Genomic DNA, 244 nt, shown 5'->3' with positions numbered 1-244 from the left:
ATCACAACATGCCGGGCATCGCCAGCGCCGCCACCTCCGTCGTCATTGCCCATGTGGCCGGCGGCACCAGGACGATACGCGTCGGCGCCGGCGGCATCATGCTGCCCAATCATTCGCCGCTGGTCATTGCCGAGCAGTTCGGCACGCTGGCGGCGTTGCATCCCGGTCGCATCGATCTCGGTCTCGGTCGGGCACCAGGCACCGACATGGGCACGGCGGGCGCGCTGCGCCGCAACCTCGAGGC

The 244-nt window shown here is 69.7% G+C and carries 1 protein-coding gene; it reads left to right on the top strand.

Annotated features, from left to right (window positions below; genetic code table 11):
• On the top strand, nt 1-244 hold a 244-nt coding region (locus E5W87_RS28700; protein WP_292405199.1), incomplete at both ends, for an LLM class flavin-dependent oxidoreductase.

The organism is Mesorhizobium sp., assembly GCF_004962925.1.
GTDB lineage: Bacteria > Pseudomonadota > Alphaproteobacteria > Rhizobiales > Rhizobiaceae > Mesorhizobium.
The sequence above is the reverse complement of the archived record's forward strand: the minus strand, read 5'-3'. Positions and strand labels throughout refer to the sequence as shown.